The following is a 17,813-nucleotide window of genomic DNA, read 5'->3' on the forward strand; positions in this document are numbered from 1 at the left end:
CAAGGAAAGCGCCAAGTTAGAATGGAAAACATCAAAACCACGGAAGACACGGAATCACACGGAACGAGATGGAAAAAAAGGCCGATCCTTATCTGAAGCAGCTCTTTTATTCCGTGCCATCCCTTGTCTTTCGCGGTGAGCGGTCTTTATCTTTTTTCGTCGCGGTCTCTGCTGCTTTGCGTTTTGAAGATTTTGCCCGGGCTTTCCCTGCACTGAATCAAGCGACTATTCGAGAAAATTATGCAACTGAATGAAATGCTGCCTCGCGTGCGCGAGGCCGTGGCCGAAGCCGGCAAGGCGGTCATGGCCGTCTATGACGACCCGGCTGCAATCGAGGTCATCGCCAAGGACGACAAGAGTCCGCTGACCGAAGCCGACCTGGCTGCCAATCGCATCCTCGTCGAGCACTTGCAGAAGATTGCGCCCGATACGCCGATTCTGTCGGAGGAGCTGACTCAGGCGCCATGGTCCGAGCGCCGGCACTGGCAGGAGTTGTGGGTCGTCGATCCGCTCGACGGCACGCGTGAATTCATCAAGCGCAACGGCGAGTTCACCGTCAACGTGGCGCTGGTGCGCAACCATCAGCCGGTGCTCGGTGTTGTCTACGCTCCGGCGCTGGATCGCTGGTACTTCGCGTCCGTTGACGACGGCGCCTGGCGCCAGGACGATGATCGCGAGCCGGTTGCGATCGCGGCCGGGCAGAAACAGTACGACCGCCCCTGGCAGGTTGTGGGCAGTCGTTCGCACAAGACCCGCGAGGTGGAGGACTTCGTTGCCCGCCTGGGCGCCGCCGAGTTCGTGGCCATGGGCAGCTCGCTCAAGCTGTGCCTGGTGGCCGACGGCGCGGCCGACATCTATCCGCGGTTGGGCCCGACCTGCGAATGGGATACCTGTGCTGCCCAGGCGGTGGTCGAAGCCGCCGGCGCGCAGGTGGTCAACGCCGAAACCGGCGAGCCGCTTACCTATAACGCCCGCGAAGAACTGCTCAACCCCTGGTTCATCGTCTGTCGTGAGCCGCGCGAAGAGTGGTTCGCGCCAAGGGCCTGACAGCGACTGCGCGAGCGCCAGGCGGCGTCCGATGGCGCTTGATACCCATGCAAAGCCGGGAAGAGCCGGACATCAGCCTGCGGTTGACTTGACGCTTTTATCCAGCGTGCGGGCCAGGCCGGCGACCACGCCGCCGATATCCGACAGCTCGGCCGGCAGGATCAGCGTGTTGGTTTCTCGCGCCAGGTTGCCGAACTCCTCGACGTATTGTTCGGCGATGCGCAGGCTGACCGCCTCGCTGCCGCCGGGCTGGTTGATCGCCGTGGCGATGCGCTCCAGGCCGGTGGCGGTGGCCTCGGCAATCAGCCGGATCTCCTCTGAGCGCCCCCGGGCTTCGTTGATCTGTTTCTGCATGTCGCCCTCGGAGACGTTGATGGTCTCCTGTTTCATGCCCTGGGAGACGTTGATCTTGGCCTCGCGCGCGCCTTCGGACTCTGCCACCACCGCACGCCGTTCGCGCTCGGCGCGCATCTGCTTTTCCAGTGCGTCGCGGATGGTTTCGGGCAGGGTGATGTCGGCTACCTCATAGCGCAACACCTTGATACCCCAGGGCTCGGAGGCTTCAGACAGTACCTCGACCACCTTTTCATTGATGATCACGCGCTCCTCGAAGCTCTTGTCGAGTTCGGTCTGTCCGATCACCGAGCGCAGCGTGGTCTGCGCAAGCTGGATGGCGGCATAGCGGTAATCCTCGATGCCGTAGGAGGCCAGGCGCGGGTCGATCACCTGCATGTAGACCACGCCGTCGACGTGGATCTGGATGTTGTCGCGGGTCACGCAGGCCTGCTGCGGCACGTCGATCGCCTCTTCCTTGAGCGTGTGCTTGTAGGCGACCTTGTCGATGAATGGAATCATCAGATGAAAGCCGGCATCGAGCACGCTGTGGAAGCGGCCCAGGCGTTCGACCACGTAGGCCGAGCGTTGTGGCACGATCTGGGCGGTCTTGACCACCGCGATGATGACGATCAGCAGTATGATCAGGGAAAGAACGGTGGCGAAGTCCATTGTGGGTCCCTCTGCAATGGGGTTTGCGGGAAGCCGATCAGCTCGCTGTCTGATCGTGTGGATATTCAGGGCGGCTGGCCGATACCAGCAGCGTGATGCCGCGATGGCCGATGATCCAGGCGGTGTCTCCCTCCTGCAACTGGCCGTCCTCGCATTCAGCCTTCCAGTCGGCGCCGCTGAGCCGAACCCGGCCCACGCCGTTGGCAAAGCTTCGCGTGACCGTGACGCGCTCGCCGCGCGATGCGATCAGGTCCTGGTCGCCGTCCCAGCGATCGGACACGTTGCCGCGAAACCACACCTTGATGCGCTCGCGGGCAAACAGCAGGCTGCCCACCGACAGCACCGCGAAAGTAATCACCTGCTCGGGCAGGCTGGCGAGCAGGCCCAGGGCCGTGGCGATGCCGACAAGCATGGCGCCGGCGCCGAAAAAGATGGCGACAATGCCGGTCATGAAGAATTCGGACAGGACCAGCAGGGCCCCCAGAATCAGCCAGAACCAGGACTGCTCGATCATGTGGTGCTCCCTCTCGCCGGTAACGCCCGCCCCGGGGCGACACCGGATTATAGCCTGAACTCCGATCACAGGCCCCGACGCGCCTGTTCTGTGGCCGCCGGGATTATCCGCTCACGCAGCGGCGCGGATATTCCTTACAATCATTGTTTCCCTTGATGCTTGGGCCGCCAGGCCCGATCCCCCATGCCCCTGATTTCAATCCGCAAGCTCGATTTCAGCATCGGTGGCCCGCTGCTGCTGGAAAATGTGGCGTTCGATATCGAACCGAACGAGCGCATCGCTCTGGTGGGCCGCAACGGCGCGGGAAAATCCACGCTGCTCAAGCTGATTGCCGGCACCATCGAGCCCGATGACGGCGAGGTCATCGTCGCCGATGGCGCGCGCGTGGCAGCCTTGCAGCAGGATGTGCCCGATCAAGCCGAAGGCAGCGTCTTCGACCAGGTGGCCCAGGGGCTCGGGGATATCGGCGATCTGCTGGCCGAATTCCACCGTATCAGCCGCGGCGATTTCAACCCGGACGCGCTGGCGCGCGTGCAGGCGCGGCTCGATGCCACCGGGGGCTGGGACATGGACGGGCGGGTCGAGCGCGTGCTGGACCAGCTCGGGCTCGATGGCGGGGCTGCATTTGCACAGCTGTCGGGCGGCATGAAGCGTCGTGTGCTGCTGGGCCGTGCGCTGGTGCAGCGGCCCGACGTGCTGTTGCTCGACGAGCCCACCAACCATCTCGATATCGAATCGATCGAGTGGCTGGAAACGTTTCTGAGGGAATTCCCCGGCAGCGTGGTCTTCGTCACCCATGATCGCCGCTTCCTGCAGACGCTGGCTACTCGCATCGTGGAAATCGATCGCGGTCAGGTCACCTCGTGGCCGGGCGACTGGCGGAATTACCTGCGACGGGCGGACGAGCGCGCTCATGCCGAAGCGCTGGAAAACCAGCGCTTCGACAAGAAGCTGGCCGAGGAAGAGGTCTGGATACGTCAGGGCATCAAGGCGCGCCGCACGCGCAACGAGGGCCGCGTGCGCGCGCTGGAAAAGATGCGCCGCGAGCGGTTGCAGCGCCGCGAGCGCCAGGGAAGCATCCAGATGCAGGCCGCCAGCGCGGGCCAGTCCGGGCGCAAGGTCATCGAGGCCAAAGGCGTTTCGTTTGCCTGGGAGGGCCGACCGATGGTTCGCGAGTTTTCGACGACCGTGTTCCGCGGTGATCGCATCGGCCTGATCGGGCCCAACGGCAGCGGCAAGTCGACCCTGCTCAAGCTGCTTCTCGGTCAGCTCGAGCCCCACTCGGGCAGCGTCACCCACGGCACCAATCTGGAAATTGCGTACTTCGATCAGCACCGTTCAGTGCTGCGCGACGACTGGTCGGCGGCCGAAAACGTGGCCGACGGCCGCGAGTTTGTCGAAATCAACGGCCGGCAGAAGCACGTCATCGGGTATCTGCAGGACTTCCTGTTCACGCCCGAGCGGGCGCGCTCGCCGATCAGCAAGCTGTCCGGAGGCGAGCGCAACCGCTTGCTGCTGGCCCGCCTGTTCGCCCGTCCGTCGAATCTGCTGGTCATGGACGAGCCGACCAATGACCTCGACGCCGAGACCCTCGAGCTGCTCGAAGAGCTGGTCGCCGACTATACCGGCACGCTGCTGCTGGTCAGCCATGACCGTGAATTTCTCGACAACGTGGTGACCGCCACTTTCGTGCTGGAAGGCGCCGGCCGGGTGGGCGAGTATGTCGGCGGCTACAGCGACTGGCTCAGACAGCGGCGCCCCGAACCGACAACGACTGCGCAGGACAAGCCAGCCCCGCCGGCCGTAGCCAGGCCGGAGCCGAAAAAGAGCAAGCCGGCCAGGCTCAGCTACAAGCTGGCTCGCGAACTCGAGCACTTGCCGGAGAAGGTCGAATCGCTGGAAGCGCGGATGGCCGACCTGACCGAGCGCATGAATGACCCTGAATTCTATCGCCAGGACGCCGAGGCCATCACTGGCCATACCGCTGAGGTGGAAGCGGTGCAGGCCGAGCTGGATGCCGCCTACAGCCGCTGGGAGGAGCTGGAAAGCCGGGCCGGATAATCTGCGTTACCGGCCCGGATCATGGTGAGCGTCCCGCCGGTTCAGATGCCGAAAATGCCGACGATGCCGATCACGATCAGATAGATTGCCACGATCAGATTGAGCAGCTTGGGCACGATCAGGATGGCAATGCCGGCGACCAGCGACAGGACGGGGATCAGTTCAAGGTGGATGGTCATGGCAGGAAAACCTTTGCTTTGAATTTGTTCACCGAGCCTATCAGAACCGGGCCGGCAATGACGGGCGGCTGCGGGGCACCGCGTTCGCCAGCTCAGCCGCGCAGGGCGCTGACGCGCTGTTCCAGATCGAAGACGTGCTCGTCCTGTTCGCCGAGCTCTCTGAGTGCGTGGGCCAGCTGCAGCAGGTACTCGAGATTGTCGCCGCTGGGGCCGCGCGCGCCGAGGATATGTGCCGCCATCTTTTCCGGCTCGTCGGGGCCGAGAAAAGCCGGGTTGTCATCGGCGGCGACGTAGAGGTTGCCGGCCACTGTTCGCGCGCTGTCGAGCAGGCTGATCTCCACGCGGTGACGCTCGTAGCCGTTCTTCTCGCGATGATCGAGATGCTCGAAGACCCGGTGTTCAACGCGGTAGGCCATGCCGCGGCAGATCTCGCCGGCAGCCGGCACCAGAGTTACTACCCGGCCCGGCGCGTCGGGCGTTCCCCGGTGGTCGTGCGAGCCTTGCCAGAAGCGTCGGGTCCATCCCGAGATTTCTGCCGGCTGGCGCTCCAGCCAGGGAAAATCCACCTTGTAGATCAGCGAACCGTAGCCAAAAACCCAGTCCGTCATGGCGAATCTCCGGTCGAGTCCATGCCGTCAGCAGCGATACCCCCAAGCCTGTGCCGGGCGACGGTTCGCGCAGGCGGCTCGAGCATGATTGACGAGTCCATCAATGGTTCGGCAGGGTGTTGATCAGCGTTTGCACCATGCAAGAGTATAGCGGAGAGGTGCGATGCAGTTGCCGTAACCGCTGTGCACACGGCGCTGCAGTGCGCTGCGTTTTGATCGTATGATGGCCTTTTCCACAAAGAAGAACCGTCATCATGCCGTCTTTCGATATCGTCTCCGAGGTTGATCATCACGAGCTGGCCAATGCCGTTGACCAGGCCAACCGTGAAGTTGCCACCCGCTTTGATTTCAAGGGCACGGATTCGGTGTTCGAACTCGACGGCAATCGGGTCACGCTCAAGACCGAGTCCGAGCTGCAGCTTGGCCAGATGCTCGACATGCTCTACGCAAAGCTTTCCAGGCGAGGCATCGATCTGGATGGTGTCGAGGCCGACGAGCCGGAAATCGGTGCGAAGAGTGCGAGCCGTCACGTGACCCTCGTGGAGGGCATCGATACGGCAATGGCAAAGAAGATGGTCAAACTCGTCAAACAGTCGAAGCTCAAGGTGCAAACGAGCATTCAGGGTGACCAGCTTCGCGTGACCGGCAAGAAGCGGGATGATCTGCAGGCGGTGATGACGCTGCTGCGCGAGGCCGAGCTCGGCCTGCCGCTGCAGTTCAAGAACCTGCGCGATTGAGCGTTTGCGCGCTCACTCCTCTTCGTCCCAGCCATAGTCGAAGGTGATCTCTTCATCGGCTTCGATGGTCTTGAGCGCATAGAGCTCATCGCCCCACCAGTCGGCGTTGGGTTCGGCGGCATGGTTGAGAAAGCGCATTTCATTGACGCCGTCGATGCCTTCCCAGTCGTTGCTGTCCTCATTCCAGACCCAGAGCACGTGCATGCCGTTATCGCGGGTGGCTGGGCCGACGTAGGTGCCGATGTATTCGTCTGCGTCGATGCGCCGACGCGCGAACAGCCCGTGACCGTGAATCGGTGAGGGCGCCACATAGGCCAGGCGATTGTTGTCGTAATTGTTGTCGTAATCGTCGTTGTATTCTTTTGTACTCATTCGCTGGCGGGTCGCAGGCGACCGTTCTCCGGGTCGAAGTGGATTTGCTGCTGTTGATCGAAGCGCGGCAGACCGCGTGCTGTCATGTCTTGCCTGATGCGTTCGGCCGCCTGCGGTCGCAGGGGGTAGATGTGCATCATGCGGCCGTCCTCGACCACGGTCCAGGCCAGCAGGCCGATATCGGGGTGCCGGTGGGCGGTGATGCCGTCGGGGTGCTGGCTGGGGCCGGCCGACTCGATCATGCTGGGGCCGTCGGGGTCGAACACCACCGGTGCTTCGGCCATGGCGCGCCAGTCGACGCCATGGGTGTCGAGCAGCGTGGTGAGGGTGCGCAACGAGCGCAGCCACAGGGTGTAGTCGCTGAGCTCGCCGGCGTACTGATCGAAGCTGATGAAGGTGATGTTCACGCTGGCAGATTCCGGCTCCCAGCGGGCTTCGAGTTCGGCCGGCAGCGTGTGGGCCTTTGCCCGGGTGTCGTCGACCAGAATCTGCTCGACCACCGGCCAGAAGCCGCCCAGTCCGACGCTGTCGAGCTGGACATGCTGCAGCGCAATCAGGTCGGCCAGGGTCAGTAGCTGGCCGTGCACGGTTTCCACGCCGCAGGCCTCGCTGAGTAGCGCGCGCGCCGGCGGATCGATGCCGGCGCGCTCGAACAGCTCCGCCTCCAGCGCGTTGCGCAGCTCCTGCGCATCGTCTTCGCTGCAGATCAGGGTCATGGGCAGGACAAGGAGTTGTCCCTGAGGTGGCTGGCCCGGGGGCTGCAGTGCGGTGTGTGGCATCCTGCCCCGATAGGCGCCGATGGCGAGAATACGCGGCTCGAAGCCGCGTTCGCGCAGCGTCGTCGCGGCCAGTTCTTCCAGCGCCTGCCAGACGGGAAAGCCGGGCCGGATCACCTCGAATGGTTCGAACAGGCTGCCGCCGAGCACCAGCATTGCCCGGTCGACGGCGGCGACCACGCTTTGCAGGTCGGCGGCGAGGTGGCCGGCCAGCAGTTCGGCCTGGTGGCGCTCCAGGTATCGCTGCATGCCGCTGCCCGGTTTGATTTCCAGTCCGGCCAGCAGGCGGATATGATGCACGCTTTCACTCATGACGGAATGGCCTCTGGCGATGAATGACGAAATCGTGTGGCGGACCGAAGCCTTTGACGAGCTGGCGCTGAGCCGGATGTATACCATTCTGGCCGCGCGCATGGCGGTTTTCGTGGTCGAGCAGGACTGCCCCTATCAGGACATCGACGGGCTTGACGCGGCCGGTGTACATGTCAGCGCCTGGTCAGGTGACTCGATTCTGGCCTATGCTCGCGTGCTGCCGCCGGGCAAGCCGTTCGCCGAGCCGTCGATCGGGCGTGTTCTGACGATGCTCTCGGCGCGGCGCAGTGGTCTGGGCCGCGACCTGATGCGGCGCTGTCTCGAATTGACCGATCGCCGTTTTCGTGGGCAGGCCGTGCGAATTGCCGCCCAGCACTATCTGGAGGCGTTCTATTCCGGGCTGGGATTCGAAACCGTCAGCGCCCCTTATCTCGAGGACGGCATTCCCCACATTGAAATGCTTCGCCGCCCCGGCTCAGAACAGCGAGAAGGGTGATCTGTGGCCGCCACCGCCGCCACTGCGCCGCCGGCGTCGGCGCATGCGTGCCAGCAGGGCCTGCTCGCGCGCCTGCAGATAGTCGCCGCGATTGAGCTCGTCGGGGTCCATGCCGCGGCGCTCCGACTCGGAGGTTCGATAGGCCACAAAGTCACGGTAGGCGTCGATCTCCGGCTTGAGCTCGCGGGTCATCAGCTCGATCATGATGGCGTCGTCGAGAAAGCCCAGGCCGGGAATGTTGTCGGGAATCAGATCCTTGGGGTTGTTGAAGTAGCTCAGAGCGGCCAGCACGCGCTGGCGGCCCACTTCTTTCATGCCCCAGCCTTCGTCTTCGATCATGTCGATGAGAAGCCGCAGCGTGTCCAGGCGGCTGCGAACGAATTCACTGCTCTGCCCCTGGCTCGAGGCTTCGTCCAGAAGTTGGCGCGCGGCAGCAATGATCTGTTCAGGTTTCGTTGCTCGCGTGTTTTCCACGGCCTTGTTGGCCATATCGCGAAAGCGTTCGAGGTCCTTTTCGGAAAAATCGAGAGTGATTCTGAGGCTCATGGGGGGTCCCTAAGATTCCTTGCGACAGCGGTGGGCCGAACGCCATAGCCTAGAGCGCGCGGTGCTTGCAGTCAATGGCAACCGCGCTTCGGCGGGCTTCAAATTGCGGCAATGAACAGGCCGATGCAGCACAGCATGCCGCCCAGCCACATCAACGAACGCGCCAGGTGGATGTCGGCCAGGTAGCAAATGGCGTAGGCCAGTCGGAATGCGATGAAACCCACCGCCAGCGCATCGATCACCGCCTGGGTGCCATTGGCCAGGTGGGCGATCAGCACCGCGGCGGCAAACAGCGGCAACGCCTCATGCGTATTCTGCTGCGCCCACCAGGCCCGTTTTCTGTAGCCGGTGGTGTTCTGATACCAGTCGCGCGGGCGGCGGTTGTTGAAGGACCGGTCACCGGCCTTGGCGACGCCGGCGAGCACCAGCGGCATCAGGCCGGCAATGAGTACGCACCAGAAGGCTATGGTCATGATCGGGCTCCCGAGATTGTGCTTCAGTCTACATGAACCGCCGTGGCGGTATCGTCGTCGAGGCCGTTGAGGCTGTCGTATTACCGCGTCGAGATTCGCTTGATTCTGTTCGGCCGTTCACGCCACTGCACTCGGGCGGCCATTTGCGGGGTCAGCTCGACGCTGCCGTCGGCCTTGATTCGCATCACCCGATCGATCCCGAGGGCCGCGGCAATTTCGCGCCATTCTCCATTGCCGGCCACCGCCAGCGCGGTGGCCGCCGCATCGGCCAGGCCGCCGTCTTCGGCAATCAGGCTGACCGAACTGACGGCATCGGCCGGGTAACCATCACGCGGATCGATGATATGGCCGTGGCGAATGCCGGCACCCTGGCGGTAGCGGCGATAGTTGCCGGAGGTGAACACGAACTCGCCGTCATGGACTTCCAGCACGGCAGCATGGTGGCCGCTGTGGCCGTCGGGGTGCTGCACCGCCGCTTGCCATGAGCGTCGACCACGTCGCCCGATGACGCCGAGGTCGCCGCCGGCGTTGACGATGGCGTGCTCGAGGCCGGATTCGGCCAGCAGCTTGAGCGCGCGCTCGACGGCGACGCCCTTGATATAGCCGCCGAAATCGAGCTGCACCGCACGATTGTCGCTGCACAGGCGGCCGTCGCGAATGTGCAGCTGGCGCATGCTCGGTGCGCGCGATACCAGGTCGGCAATGTCTGCTTCTGCCGGCGGCGGGCCGCGGGGCAGTTCGCTGGCATGGAACCCCCACAGTTCGAGCAGTCGACCGATTGCCGGGTTGAACAGGCCGCGGGAGCGACGCTCGAGCTCGCCGGCCCGCTTGATCACCGCGGCGACGTCTTCGGGCAGGTCGGCGCAGCGGCCCGCGGCAATGGCCTGATTGATCTGCACGAGCTGCCCGGGCTCCCAGGCGTGCCAGTCGCGATGCATGCGCTGTAGCTCACGATCCACACGGGCGACGGCCGGCCCGGAGTCCTGATCTGCCGGGAGCGTTATGCTGACCTCGGTGCCGAAAACCGCCAGGTGATGCTGCACCAGCTCGGGTGGTCGGCTGCATGCCAGCAGCAGGCCGGCCAACGTCAGCAGGGCAAGAGCGGTGCGCAACGGAGTTACCGGCGCTAGCGGAACCGCCCGGGCTGCCCGGGCACGCGATGCAGCCAGCCTGTCGTCATGGTCTTGTGCTCGCGCGCGTCGACGAAAAACAGTGTGGCTTCCAGCGACCACGGCAGCTGTTGCACTTCGCCGGCGGCCAGCTGCTCGAGCCGCTCCAGGCCGGCTCGGGTGGCGGTCATGGGAAGGTGCAGCACTTCGCGCCCGCGCGCTGAAACGTGCAGAGGGATTTCGTGCCGGCCGCGGGCCAGAGGGTCTTCATCGAGCAGAACCTTCAGCGAGACCGCGCTCAGCTCGAATGATTGGTCGTTGAGGTTGCGGATCGCCAGGTCGAGCGTGAGGCGTTCGGCTTGCAGCTCGAGCCGGCCGAGTGACACCAGCGGCGCTTCGCCCTTGATTTCGCGCACCCCGCCGGTACAGGCGCACACAATCAGGGAAAGCAGTGCCAGCTGCAGGCCGCGTAGATATGGCGTCCTGTGCGGTGCGGGTGCTTGCAATGGTCGGCTCATGGATGTCCCTTAGCGATGATGGTCCCTGGCGTGTCCGCGCAGCCGCTTGTCCGGTCTGTGTCGCTGTTTCGGATCCAGTGTCTGTTCAAACCGGTCGACCAGGCGGTTGACCGACCCGACCAGGAGGAACAGCGCCACTGAGGCGGCAATGAAATTCATGTAATGGCCGGCCAGGATCTCCTGGGAAGCCTCCGCAATCATGATGCCCCAGCTGATGTGATCCTGCAGCCCCAGACCGAGAAAACTGAGTACCACTTCGGCCTTGATGGCGGCAACGAAGACCAGGGACAGCTGCACCAGCAGCAGCGGCGTCAGGTGGGGCAGCACGTGCCGGAACAGTACTCGGGCAGGCCTGAGCCCGCTTGCCCGTGCGGCCAGAACGAATTCGCGCTGCCGCAGTCTGCGGGTTTCGGTGCGCACCAGGCGGGCTGTCAACGTCCAGAAACTCATCACCATGGCCAGATACACGGCGCCGGGCCAGCCTTGCATGGCATGGGCCATGGCGACAACGAACAGGTAGAAGGGCACCGCATCGACGGTGCCGATCAGCCAGGTCACCGCCTCGTCGATCAGGCGGCTGCGGGCGTATCCGGCCAGGCCACCGAGCACCGCACCTGAGGTGACGCTGACGATCGCCACCGAGATACCGACCCGGAATGCGGTCGCTGCACCGGCGAGCAGGCGTTCGAGCAGGTCCTGGCCCAGCCGGTTGGTGCCCAGCCAGTGCTGCGCAGAAGGCGGCTCGTACATGTTGCCGCTGATGGCGGCCCAATTGCCGCCCCACAACCCCAGCCATACGCCGGCAGCAAGCAGCAGGTAGCCGGTGACAATGACGAGAGCAACAGCAACGGCAAGGCGCTCGCCGCTTATTGGGTTGCGCGTCATGCTGCGCACGGCGTTCATGCTGCCCGAACCCTTGGGTCGAGCAGGCCGGTCAGCGTATCGGTGGCTACCAGAGCCAGCACAAACAGAATTGCCGACAGGCTGACCACGGCCATGAGCACTGGCTGGTCACCCGACATCATCGCTTTCCAGGTCAGGCTCCCAAGGCCTGGTATGCCGAAGTGAGTCTCGATGATCAGGCTTCCCGAGATCAGGATCAGGGGCGCGGCGACAAGAATGCGGGTAAGGATCGGTGGGGCGGCGGCCCGCAGCACAAAGCCGCTGAAGATGCGTCGGGCAGGCAGGCCGCAGGCCAGGGCGGTGCGCACCGGAGCCTCGGTCAGGGTCTGCCGGAAGATGGCATGGAAAAAACGCAGGTTGTATCCCAGGCTGGCGGCAATCAGGCTCAGGCTGGGCACAGTGACATGATGGAGATAGCTCAGCGGGCCATGCACACGCCAGCCGCGAACCGGAAACCAGTCCAGCCAGACGCCGAAAATGGCCTGCATGCCTATGACGATGATGACCAGCGACAGGCTCATTCCGGCGGCAGCCAGCAGCGCGCAAAAGCGATCAAGGATGCTGCCGGGGCGCCAGGCGGCCACCAGTGCCAGCAGCAGGGCAAGCACGATGCCGACAACGAATCCCGGCAGCAGCAGCAGGATGGATACCACAGCGGTTCGAAGCAGGAGATGGCCGACCGGTTCGCCACTGGCAAAGCTGTGGCCGAGGTCCAGTCGTGCCAGTCGGCCGAGGTAATCCGCGTAGCGCAACAGGAAAGAGCGATCCTGCCCGAGCTGGTGGCGGACCTGGGCAATCTGTTCAGCGGTGGGGTTGCGCCCCAGCTGCTCCCAGGCCGGGTCTGGTCCGAAATACACGACCAGGGTAAAGCTCAGCAGAGTAACGCCGAGAAGCAGCGTGACGCCGCTGGCCAGCCGCCGCACGAGGGTCCTTCCCGGCGTTTCGGGCGGCATCGTCAATGGTCGACGTCAGCGTCGACATCGACATCGACAAAGCGCAGGAAATAACCGCCCAGGATTTCCCGATCCGGCAGCATCCGCACGTGGCGCTTCCACAGGTGAAGGCGGGTGCGCGAAAGTGACCCGATGATGGCGCAATCGTCGATGATCATGCGGTTCATGCGCCTGTAAAGCGCCCGGCGATCGTCTCCGGCCGGCAGGGTGGCGGCCTTTTCGAACAGGCGGTCGTATTCGGGGTTGTTGTAGTTGCTGCTGTTGGCGCCGGGAGCGGCATTGGGGCCATAGAACAGCTGCAGTGCATATTGCGCATCCGGATAAGCCAGCGTCCAGCCCATCAGGAAAAGATCGAGCTGGCGGCCGCCGATGGCTCGTGCGTACTCGCCAAAGCTGGCGAAGCTCCGTGGTCTGAAATGATTGCCGGGGATGCCGACAGCCTGCATCCAGCCCCGGAACTGTTCGAACATCTGGCGCTGCTGGATGCTTGATTCCAGCCCGTAAACGAACTCCGGCAACGCCTCATCTTGCCAGCCGGACGACTGCAGACGTTTGCGTGCCCGTTCCGGATGGTGGGCCAGAGAGTCACGTCTGGCTACGGGGTCATGCGCAGCCAGCAGCGGCGGAATCACGCCCGGAAAGGTTTCGCCCAGGCCGTGATAGAAGGTTTCATTGCGCGCCGACCAGTCGAAGGCCTCACGCATGGCGCAGCGCAGCTCGCGGTTGCGGCGCTGGCGCTCGGGGTCGGGGTGATAACCGATGGCCGGGTTGCCCAGGTTGAACCCGTAGAACACGAAGCCGGCCTCCGGCGTGGCGCTACTGTAATAGCGCTTGCGCAGATCGGGTCGAAACCGGGGCGGGCTGCGGCTGTCGAGTACACGCTCGGCCATTTCCGGCGGCACCATGACCAGATCCACGCCGCGGCTTGAACGAAAGCTGCTCCAACGGGTTGTCGGCTCGGTAATGAAGTGAATCTCCAGGCGGTCGAGTAGTGGGTAGTCACGGCCATCGATCGCTTCCAGATCATATGCGGCGTGGCGTTCGGGATCATGGCCTTCAGCTGCCAGGTCGACTGCACCGCGGTCAAAGTGCGGGTTGGGCTGCAGCACCGCCATGGATTCATCAAAGCGTTCCAGTTTGAACGGACCCGAGCCCACCGGGTGCGTGCCGAAAGCTTCTCCGTAGTGTTCCACGGCCTCGCGCGGCACGATCGCCGCCAGTGCAGTGGCCAGCGTGTGGGTGAACTGTGGGTAGGGGCGTGTCAGCTCGATGACGACAGTGTGGCGTCCCTCCGTTCGCAGACCGGGCACGAGCTGGTCCGGGCTGCTCAGTGCTCGTTTCCCATCGAGGCCGACAATGCGGTCGCGCCACAGCCAGTCCCCGCGTGAACGCGTGACCGCCAGAAAGTGACGCTTGAGCGAATAGACGACGTCCTCGGCGATCACCGCACGCCCTTGCCCCTGAGGAAAGGCCGGGTCATCAATGAATCGCACATCAGTTCGCAGGTGAATGCGGTAGGTCAGGCCATCAGCGGAGATTTCGGGCAGATCCCGGGCCAGGTTGGGCGTGAGCTGATAGGGCCGCTCGAGATATTTGTAGCGATATAGCGTGTCGAAAAGATTGCTGGCCAGCGTGGCGGCATAGACGTTGTCGGCGTGGGCCGGATCCAGTGAACTCGGCGCGCCGTCGATTGCATGGCGATAGATTTTTGCCGGGGGCTGATCGTCCTGGCCGGCTGGCTGGCAGCCGCCGGCCAGGATGACGGCAAGTAGCAATATGGCCAGACGAATGAATGGCATCGAGCGGTCCTGAGTGGTTTTCCCAAATGGCCTGGTGGCAGCCGCTGCACCCGAACGCCGGGCCGGCTGCGCGCACAACATTAGCGGAGTCACGTCACCGGCCACAAGTGCGGCAGAAATATTTTGCAAAAGGAGTTGCAAATGACGCTGGTTGCCGATATTGTCATTCACCATTAATGGCAAACGACAGAAAAGGGGGAGCCAGTGAATGCGCAAACAGCCCAGGGCGCACTGCCGCAAGCCACTGCCGAATTCTGTACGTTCGCCGCTCACGGCATCCACGCCCTGGGGAGTCTGGATGACGACTTCGGGCAGGCCTTGCCCTGGTACGAGGCCTTGGTCCGGCCGCGCGGGGCCTACCGTGACTGGGCTCCGAGCGACTTCATAGATTTGCTGTATCGCGAGCGCTTGCCGGTGTATACCGACCTCGAGGTGTTCCAGCGCGTGGTGTCCTGGCAGCTGGAGCAGGGGCAGCCGATGCGCGTCAGCATCAATACGCACCCCGAGTCCCTGATCAATTCCCGATTTGTGCAGATGGTGCTGGACTGTCAGGGCCGTGCCCGCCAGCTGGAGCACTCGATCTGTCTGGAGCTGGTCGAGTTCGGGAGCAGCCGGGAAAAAAGCACCCTGGTCGCCAATGCGCAGCGCCTGCGTCAGGCAGGTGTTCTGGTTGCGCTGGATGACTTTGGCTGTCGCATCAACTGTTTTGACCTGTGTGCGGCCGGCATTGTCGATTTGCTCAAGGTTGATCGCGACGTGACCGGAGGCGTGCATCTGGACAGCAATCGCCGCGCCGTGGTCGACAGCATCGCAACCCTGGGCCGTGGCCTGGGGGCGCGAGTCATTGCCGAAGGGGTGGAGACGCCCGCGCAGGTGGAAGCGCTCAAGTCCCTGGGTATGCACTATGGCCAGGGCTATCACTTCCAGAAACCGCAAATACTGGAGATCTGAGATGGGTCAGGTTGTCGAGAAGACCGGCGCAACAGAAGACATCAACTGGCTGATGGAGGCGATGGCGCGGATGGTCAGGCCGGTCATTCGATTTGCCGTCGGCAGAGTCTCGTGTTCCGCGCTGGTCAACCTTGTTCGTGAAGTCTATGTGCAGGAAGCAAGGGCGCACCTCGAGAAGGAGTCGCCTGATCAGAGGGTGACGCGATCAGCCCTGGCCCTGCTTTGCGGTATGGACGGGCGGGCAATCAAGGCATACGAAGAAACACCCGAACGTCAGTACACCCCGCCGGATGTTTGTTCGGAGGCGGCCATTCTTGAAACCTGGGTTACCGACGAGGACTTCCAGAGTGCTGAACTGGGCGAGCCTGCTTCTTTGTTGGTGCATGGGCCGCACGGCACGTTCCAGAGACTGGTCAGCCGTGCCGCCGGCCGAGCCGTGACGCCGCAGACGGCGCTGGAGCGCTTGCTGGACGCAGGCAACGTGGAGCTGAACGAATCGGGAACCCACGTGCGATTGCTCGATCGGTCTTACATGCTGGTTCCACGGTCAAAGAAGTCGGCAATCGAGGCCGGCAGCTTTGCATTCAATCGGCTCGGGAGGGCGGTAGTCCACAACACGTCCGACACGGAAGATGGTCGCGCACCCTGGCTCCAGCAGGACCGATGGTCAATGCGCATCCCGGCCAGCCGTCTGGGGGTTCTGAGGCAGGAAATGCGCGAGCTCCTGCTCAAGCACATTCGCGAGGTGGAGAAACGCCTCGAAAAGGAAGAATCCGACCCGGCTCAGGATATCGATTGTTCCGTCGGCGTGGGTTGGTATTACTGGGAAGATACTGATCGCCGCCCCCTTTGATTGCCATGAATAACACGCTGGGCACGTTGCCCAAAGGAGAGAGTCATGCTGCGTTTGATTCAAAAATCGGGAACGGGAATACAGAAGTCGGGTACAGGCATCGAACAGGATGAAGCCGGCGCATCGCTGATGCCGAAGCTCGCCTTGTTTGCGCTGTTTTTTTTGATGCTCCACGGACTGGCCTTTGCTCAGAGTGATGCGGGCATCACGCTCAGCCAGAGTGACTCCGGCCTTGTGGTATCACTTCACGACAGTAGTGGTGTCTATGTCGGCCAGGCTGAAAGCGTGGCCGACGGCTATTACATGGTCCCGCTGTATCGCGTGGTATCCAACGGGCATTTCGAACGCAACTTCGCAGCCGTGATCGCTGGCGCCGACCGCGCTGTCGCCGGAGAGGCCGGCTGCGGCGGCAACGACCTTGACTACCACGGTTCCGGTAGCGGCAAGGAAAGTCAGGGTGCAGACGCTTGTGAGCCCATTGCCAAGCACTACCATGGCTCGGGAAGCGGTTCGTCCGGTGAGCGTGTCGGTTGCGAATCCGCCAGCCTGCAGTATCACGGCTCGGGCAGCGGGTCCAGCAACAGCGGCCAGAGTGAATGCCAGCCGGTTGCGGGAGAGCCTCTCTATCATGGCTCGGGCAGTGGCTCTGCTGGCGATGCTGCTGCCTGTGCGCGAGCCTCACTGCAGTATCACGGCTCTGGCAGCGGCGGTGCCGGTGAGCAGGTCGGCGCATGCCGCGGCCTATCGCCATGGGGGGTTGCCGAGGTTGCAGTGGATGCCTCGGGCGCCAGCGTTGTCGTCAACCGCCTATCCGCTGCTGGTCTGGAAGAGCATGTTGTGGCGGCCCTGCCCGGTCGGCAAGAGGTGCCAACCGGCTTTTCAGCCAGCGACAGGACGGTATCGGCAGCCAGCGGCGCGATTGTCATCCCTTGACGCCAACAGCGCGGTGCAATCAGCCAAGATCTTCGTTTCCAATGGGCGCTTGAGTCGTCAGTCTTCCCCTTCCCGTTGACGACTCGTGCGTTGTTGGCCTGCCCCGGCTCTGCCGGGGCTTTTTTTGCCTGTTCCGGGCTGACGCGCCGATCAGAAGGGCTTGTACAGAGCCAGTGAAACGATGCCGAGAAACATGCACAGTGCCAGCAGATAAAGTCCGACCGAGCGCGTGTGCTGTCGGGCTCTGAAGGCCAGCACGCCGGTGAAGATGTAGGCGACCACCAGCAACAGCTTGGCGCCCAGCCACGACATCAGCGGCCATCCGACGATCATCCAGATGGTGATGCCGGAGGCCAGCAGTAGCGTATCGACGATGTGCGGCGCAATCTTCCAGACACGCTGTGTCAGCGGGCGGCGCAGCACCAGGCGGATGAAACCGCGCAGGGCAAAGCCGATGCCGCTGGTCAGCGCCAGCAGAATATGGATGTTCTTCAGCAGAGGGTAGTAGCTCATCGATCCGTTCGGGTCAAAAGTGCGCAGAGGATGCATTTTATGCGAATGTGCTCCCCGGTGGGCGCGGGCTATTCTCAATAGCCGGTGCTGCGGCGATAATGCCCGATCGAGCCATCGGTGCCGTCGATGGCGCAGTAGAAATCCCAGACAAGGCG

22 protein-coding genes are annotated in these 17,813 nt (G+C 63.4%); 8 read left to right on the forward strand and 14 right to left on the reverse strand.

From position 1 onward, the window contains the following. The first annotated feature begins 68 nt into the window (after positions 1-68). Together ACEWQ0_RS12245 and cysQ are read left to right on the forward strand one after the other, a co-directional pair. Complete coding sequence (locus ACEWQ0_RS12245; protein ID WP_476482260.1) at positions 69-254, forward strand: hypothetical protein; 186 nt, start codon at positions 69-71, stop codon at positions 252-254. Further along, the gene (gene cysQ, locus ACEWQ0_RS12250; RefSeq protein ID WP_476482259.1) at positions 241-1,047 is read left to right on the forward strand and encodes a 3'(2'),5'-bisphosphate nucleotidase CysQ; all 807 of its coding nucleotides are present in this window, start codon (positions 241-243) and stop codon (positions 1,045-1,047) included. The genes ACEWQ0_RS12245 and cysQ overlap by 14 nt, the downstream gene beginning before the upstream one ends. Positions 1,048-1,119: 72 nt before the next feature. Here the strand turns inward: cysQ and ACEWQ0_RS12255 are convergent, their stop codons facing one another. Both ACEWQ0_RS12255 and ACEWQ0_RS12260 read right to left on the reverse strand, forming a co-directional pair. Continuing rightward, positions 1,120-2,052: an SPFH domain-containing protein gene (locus ACEWQ0_RS12255; protein WP_476482258.1), complete on the reverse strand. Its 933-nt coding sequence runs from the start codon at positions 2,050-2,052 to the stop codon at positions 1,120-1,122. A gap of 37 nt (positions 2,053-2,089) precedes the next feature. Next, on the reverse strand, positions 2,090-2,566 hold the full coding sequence (locus tag ACEWQ0_RS12260) for an NfeD family protein (protein ID WP_476482257.1): 477 nt from the start codon (positions 2,564-2,566) through the stop codon (positions 2,090-2,092). A 183-nt stretch (positions 2,567-2,749) separates the two neighbouring features. On the opposite strand from ACEWQ0_RS12260, the gene ACEWQ0_RS12265 reads away from it, so the two are divergent. Continuing rightward, the gene (locus ACEWQ0_RS12265; RefSeq protein WP_476482256.1) at positions 2,750-4,627 is read left to right on the forward strand and encodes an ATP-binding cassette domain-containing protein; all 1,878 of its coding nucleotides are present in this window, start codon (positions 2,750-2,752) and stop codon (positions 4,625-4,627) included. A 41-nt stretch (positions 4,628-4,668) separates the two neighbouring features. On the opposite strand, the gene ACEWQ0_RS12270 is transcribed toward ACEWQ0_RS12265, so the two are convergent. Beyond that, positions 4,669-4,806 carry a DUF3096 domain-containing protein gene (locus ACEWQ0_RS12270; RefSeq protein WP_476482255.1) on the reverse strand — a complete coding sequence of 46 codons (138 nt, stop codon included), beginning with the start codon at positions 4,804-4,806 and terminating at the stop codon, positions 4,669-4,671. Positions 4,807-4,898: 92 nt separating this feature from the next. Further along, the gene (locus ACEWQ0_RS12275) at positions 4,899-5,414 is read right to left on the reverse strand and encodes a gamma-glutamylcyclotransferase (protein WP_476482254.1); all 516 of its coding nucleotides are present in this window, start codon (positions 5,412-5,414) and stop codon (positions 4,899-4,901) included. Between the two features lie 254 nt (positions 5,415-5,668). Between ACEWQ0_RS12275 and ACEWQ0_RS12280 the strand changes: the two genes are divergently transcribed. Then, positions 5,669-6,151, forward strand: a complete 483-nt coding sequence (locus tag ACEWQ0_RS12280; RefSeq protein WP_476482253.1) for a YajQ family cyclic di-GMP-binding protein — start codon at positions 5,669-5,671, stop codon at positions 6,149-6,151. A gap of 12 nt (positions 6,152-6,163) precedes the next feature. On the opposite strand, the gene ACEWQ0_RS12285 is transcribed toward ACEWQ0_RS12280, so the two are convergent. Continuing rightward, a complete protein-coding gene (locus ACEWQ0_RS12285) occupies positions 6,164-6,523 on the reverse strand; it encodes an SET domain-containing protein (RefSeq protein ID WP_476482252.1) in 360 nt (119 codons plus the stop codon). Then, on the reverse strand, positions 6,520-7,611 hold the full coding sequence (locus ACEWQ0_RS12290) for a hypothetical protein (RefSeq protein WP_476485479.1): 1,092 nt from the start codon (positions 7,609-7,611) through the stop codon (positions 6,520-6,522). The genes ACEWQ0_RS12285 and ACEWQ0_RS12290 overlap by 4 nt, the downstream gene beginning before the upstream one ends. Here ACEWQ0_RS12290 and ACEWQ0_RS12295 point away from each other — a divergent pair. Next, a complete protein-coding gene (locus ACEWQ0_RS12295; protein WP_476482250.1) occupies positions 7,610-8,107 on the forward strand; it encodes a GNAT family N-acetyltransferase in 498 nt (165 codons plus the stop codon). The genes ACEWQ0_RS12290 and ACEWQ0_RS12295 overlap by 2 nt on opposite strands. Here the strand turns inward: ACEWQ0_RS12295 and ACEWQ0_RS12300 are convergent. The 7 genes from ACEWQ0_RS12300 to ACEWQ0_RS12330 all read right to left on the reverse strand — a co-directional run bounded on the left by ACEWQ0_RS12300 (position 8,087) and on the right by ACEWQ0_RS12330 (position 14,408). Next, the gene (locus ACEWQ0_RS12300) at positions 8,087-8,653 is read right to left on the reverse strand and encodes a YkvA family protein (protein WP_476482249.1); all 567 of its coding nucleotides are present in this window, start codon (positions 8,651-8,653) and stop codon (positions 8,087-8,089) included. The two genes, ACEWQ0_RS12295 and ACEWQ0_RS12300, sit on opposite strands and share 21 nt — an antisense overlap. 98 nt (positions 8,654-8,751) lie before the next feature. Next, a complete protein-coding gene (locus ACEWQ0_RS12305; protein ID WP_476482248.1) occupies positions 8,752-9,126 on the reverse strand; it encodes an MAPEG family protein in 375 nt (124 codons plus the stop codon). An 80-nt stretch (positions 9,127-9,206) separates the two neighbouring features. After that, on the reverse strand, positions 9,207-10,238 hold the full coding sequence (locus ACEWQ0_RS12310) for an FAD:protein FMN transferase (RefSeq protein ID WP_476482247.1): 1,032 nt from the start codon (positions 10,236-10,238) through the stop codon (positions 9,207-9,209). A 14-nt stretch (positions 10,239-10,252) separates the two neighbouring features. After that, positions 10,253-10,753 carry a hypothetical protein gene (locus ACEWQ0_RS12315; RefSeq protein WP_476482246.1) on the reverse strand — a complete coding sequence of 167 codons (501 nt, stop codon included), beginning with the start codon at positions 10,751-10,753 and terminating at the stop codon, positions 10,253-10,255. A gap of 9 nt (positions 10,754-10,762) precedes the next feature. Further along, entirely contained in the window at positions 10,763-11,656 is an 894-nt protein-coding gene (locus ACEWQ0_RS12320) for an ABC transporter permease (RefSeq protein ID WP_476482245.1), read from the reverse strand. Beyond that, positions 11,653-12,609 (reverse strand): ABC transporter permease, encoded by a 957-nt coding sequence (locus tag ACEWQ0_RS12325; protein WP_476485480.1) that lies wholly within the window; start codon positions 12,607-12,609, stop codon positions 11,653-11,655. Before ACEWQ0_RS12325 ends, ACEWQ0_RS12320 begins: the two co-directional genes overlap by 4 nt. Before the next feature lie 2 nt (positions 12,610-12,611). Further along, the gene (locus ACEWQ0_RS12330; RefSeq protein WP_476485481.1) at positions 12,612-14,408 is read right to left on the reverse strand and encodes an ABC transporter substrate-binding protein; all 1,797 of its coding nucleotides are present in this window, start codon (positions 14,406-14,408) and stop codon (positions 12,612-12,614) included. Between the two features lie 204 nt (positions 14,409-14,612). Between ACEWQ0_RS12330 and ACEWQ0_RS12335 the strand changes: the two genes are divergently transcribed. Genes ACEWQ0_RS12335 through ACEWQ0_RS12345 form a run of 3 tightly spaced genes read left to right on the forward strand, consistent with a single transcriptional unit; the run spans position 14,613 to position 17,145 of the window. Continuing rightward, the gene (locus tag ACEWQ0_RS12335) at positions 14,613-15,359 is read left to right on the forward strand and encodes an EAL domain-containing protein (protein WP_476482242.1); all 747 of its coding nucleotides are present in this window, start codon (positions 14,613-14,615) and stop codon (positions 15,357-15,359) included. 1 nt (position 15,360) lies between these two features. After that, positions 15,361-16,212 carry a DUF6502 family protein gene (locus tag ACEWQ0_RS12340; protein ID WP_476485482.1) on the forward strand — a complete coding sequence of 284 codons (852 nt, stop codon included), beginning with the start codon at positions 15,361-15,363 and terminating at the stop codon, positions 16,210-16,212. A gap of 45 nt (positions 16,213-16,257) precedes the next feature. Then, on the forward strand, positions 16,258-17,145 hold the full coding sequence (locus ACEWQ0_RS12345) for a hypothetical protein (protein ID WP_476482240.1): 888 nt from the start codon (positions 16,258-16,260) through the stop codon (positions 17,143-17,145). A gap of 150 nt (positions 17,146-17,295) precedes the next feature. Here the strand turns inward: ACEWQ0_RS12345 and ACEWQ0_RS12350 are convergent, their stop codons facing one another. Further along, positions 17,296-17,658, reverse strand: a complete 363-nt coding sequence (locus ACEWQ0_RS12350) for a SirB2 family protein (RefSeq protein WP_476482239.1) — start codon at positions 17,656-17,658, stop codon at positions 17,296-17,298. Between the last annotated feature and the right edge of the window lie 155 nt (positions 17,659-17,813).

It is taken from the genome of Wenzhouxiangella sp. YN9 (assembly GCF_056324165.1).

Excerpts from the sequence above, each read along its gene's own strand:
- cysQ (WP_476482259.1), top strand. The coding sequence starts at position 241 with ATGCAACTGAATGAAATGCTGCCTCGCGTGCGCGAGGCCGTGGCCGAA.
- ACEWQ0_RS12270 (WP_476482255.1), bottom strand. The coding sequence starts at position 4,806 with ATGACCATCCACCTTGAACTGATCCCCGTCCTGTCGCTGGTCGCCGGC.
- ACEWQ0_RS12300 (WP_476482249.1), bottom strand. The coding sequence starts at position 8,653 with ATGAGCCTCAGAATCACTCTCGATTTTTCCGAAAAGGACCTCGAACGC.
- ACEWQ0_RS12285 (WP_476482252.1), bottom strand. The coding sequence starts at position 6,523 with ATGAGTACAAAAGAATACAACGACGATTACGACAACAATTACGACAAC.
- ACEWQ0_RS12280 (WP_476482253.1), top strand. The coding sequence starts at position 5,669 with ATGCCGTCTTTCGATATCGTCTCCGAGGTTGATCATCACGAGCTGGCC.
- ACEWQ0_RS12350 (WP_476482239.1), bottom strand. The coding sequence starts at position 17,658 with ATGAGCTACTACCCTCTGCTGAAGAACATCCATATTCTGCTGGCGCTG.
- ACEWQ0_RS12330 (WP_476485481.1), bottom strand. The coding sequence starts at position 14,408 with ATGCCATTCATTCGTCTGGCCATATTGCTACTTGCCGTCATCCTGGCC.
- ACEWQ0_RS12320 (WP_476482245.1), bottom strand. The coding sequence starts at position 11,656 with ATGAACGCCGTGCGCAGCATGACGCGCAACCCAATAAGCGGCGAGCGC.
- ACEWQ0_RS12255 (WP_476482258.1), bottom strand. The coding sequence starts at position 2,052 with ATGGACTTCGCCACCGTTCTTTCCCTGATCATACTGCTGATCGTCATC.
- ACEWQ0_RS12295 (WP_476482250.1), top strand. The coding sequence starts at position 7,610 with ATGACGGAATGGCCTCTGGCGATGAATGACGAAATCGTGTGGCGGACC.
- ACEWQ0_RS12260 (WP_476482257.1), bottom strand. The coding sequence starts at position 2,566 with ATGATCGAGCAGTCCTGGTTCTGGCTGATTCTGGGGGCCCTGCTGGTC.
- ACEWQ0_RS12315 (WP_476482246.1), bottom strand. The coding sequence starts at position 10,753 with ATGAGCCGACCATTGCAAGCACCCGCACCGCACAGGACGCCATATCTA.
- ACEWQ0_RS12345 (WP_476482240.1), top strand. The coding sequence starts at position 16,258 with ATGCTGCGTTTGATTCAAAAATCGGGAACGGGAATACAGAAGTCGGGT.
- ACEWQ0_RS12305 (WP_476482248.1), bottom strand. The coding sequence starts at position 9,126 with ATGACCATAGCCTTCTGGTGCGTACTCATTGCCGGCCTGATGCCGCTG.
- ACEWQ0_RS12265 (WP_476482256.1), top strand. The coding sequence starts at position 2,750 with ATGCCCCTGATTTCAATCCGCAAGCTCGATTTCAGCATCGGTGGCCCG.
- ACEWQ0_RS12245 (WP_476482260.1), top strand. The coding sequence starts at position 69 with ATGGAAAAAAAGGCCGATCCTTATCTGAAGCAGCTCTTTTATTCCGTG.
- ACEWQ0_RS12325 (WP_476485480.1), bottom strand. The coding sequence starts at position 12,609 with ATGCCGCCCGAAACGCCGGGAAGGACCCTCGTGCGGCGGCTGGCCAGC.
- ACEWQ0_RS12340 (WP_476485482.1), top strand. The coding sequence starts at position 15,361 with ATGGGTCAGGTTGTCGAGAAGACCGGCGCAACAGAAGACATCAACTGG.
- ACEWQ0_RS12290 (WP_476485479.1), bottom strand. The coding sequence starts at position 7,611 with ATGAGTGAAAGCGTGCATCATATCCGCCTGCTGGCCGGACTGGAAATC.
- ACEWQ0_RS12275 (WP_476482254.1), bottom strand. The coding sequence starts at position 5,414 with ATGACGGACTGGGTTTTTGGCTACGGTTCGCTGATCTACAAGGTGGAT.